The 1237-nt window shown below is 71.3% G+C and carries 1 protein-coding gene and 1 pseudogene; both read left to right on the top strand.

Annotation, left to right across the window (positions count from 1 at the left end; all coding sequences use genetic code 11):
- The coding region (locus VTU_RS0105560; protein WP_010101712.1) for a class I adenylate-forming enzyme family protein at positions 1-1040 on the top strand (1040 nt) is incomplete at its 5' end.
- Between the two features lie 12 nt (positions 1041-1052).
- A pseudogene (locus VTU_RS32545) lies at positions 1053-1151 on the top strand (citryl-CoA lyase); the annotation flags it as partial.
- Positions 1152-1237: the final 86 nt, after the last annotated feature.

Here is a 1237-nt window from a genome sequence, read left to right as displayed (position 1 = left end):
CGACGGGGGTCCCGAAGGGCGTGATGCAGCCCTACCGCGCCTGGATGGCGAACATCGTGAACCAGATCCACGCCTGGGGCTTCGACGAGCACGAGCGCTACGTCGTCGCCGCGCCGATCACGCACGGCACGTCCACCTACATCCTGCCTGTCCTGGCGCAGGGCGGTTGCCACGTGCTGCCCGACGGCGCGGGCGCGCAGGCCGTGCGCGCGGCCTTTCGCGAGCGTGGCGGCAGCGCGTGCTTCATGCCGCCGACGCTGATCTACATGCTCATGGCCCTGCCCGGCGCCGCGCGCAGCGACTATCCGCGCCTGCGCCGGCTGATCTACGGCGCCGCGCCCATGCCGCCCGAAAAGATTCACGCCGCGCGCGCCTTCTTCGGCCCGGTGCTCGGCACCACCTACGGCCAGACCGAGGCGCCGCAGGTCCTGAGCGTGATGCGCCCCGAGGACTTTGAAGACCCGCACAACGTGTCCGCCGTGGGGCGCGTCACCTGGTTCAACGACCTGGCCATCATGGCCCCCGACGGGCGCCTGCTGCCCGCAGGCGAGGTCGGCGAGGTGGTGGCGCGCGGCGACCTGCTCATGACCGGCTACTGGCGCCTGCCCGAGAAAACCGCCGAGACCCTGGCGGGCGGCTGGCTGCACACCGGCGACCGCGGCCTGATCGACGCGCGCGGCTACCTGCACCTGCGCGACCGGCTCAAGGACATGGTCATCAGCGGCGGCTTCAACGTCTACCCCGTGGATGTGGAAAACGCCCTGGGCCAGCACCCCGCGGTGTACGAGTGCGCGGTGTTCGGCCTGCCCGACGAGAAATGGGGCGAGACCGTGCAGGCCGCCGTGCAACTGCACCCGGGCCAGGTCGCGGACGAGGCCGCGCTGATCGCCTTTGTGCGCGAACGCCTGGGCCCGGTGCAAACGCCCAAGCGCATCCATTTCCACGACAGCCTGCCGCGCTCGCCCGTGGGCAAGGTGCTCAAGTCCGCCGTGCGGGACGCAGCCCTTGCCGCCCTGAAATCCGTTCCCGACGCTTCCTGAAAGAACCGCCCCATGGCCGTTGCCACCTCCCCTCCCGTCACCCGCCTGTGCTCGCACACCCGCACCAGCCTGCATTACCGCGGGGCAAACCGGGTCGCAGACCTGCTGGGCATCCGGGACACCGTAGCGCAGGCCGTCCCCAGCGTTGGCAAGGACGGTCCGGCATGAGCGCGGACGCCGCGCTCGTCACCGGCGCC

The sequence above is a fragment of the Verminephrobacter aporrectodeae subsp. tuberculatae At4 genome (assembly GCF_000193225.1).
GTDB lineage: Bacteria > Pseudomonadota > Gammaproteobacteria > Burkholderiales > Burkholderiaceae_C > Acidovorax > Acidovorax aporrectodeae.
The sequence above is the reverse complement of the archived record's forward strand: the minus strand, read 5'-3'. Positions and strand labels throughout refer to the sequence as shown.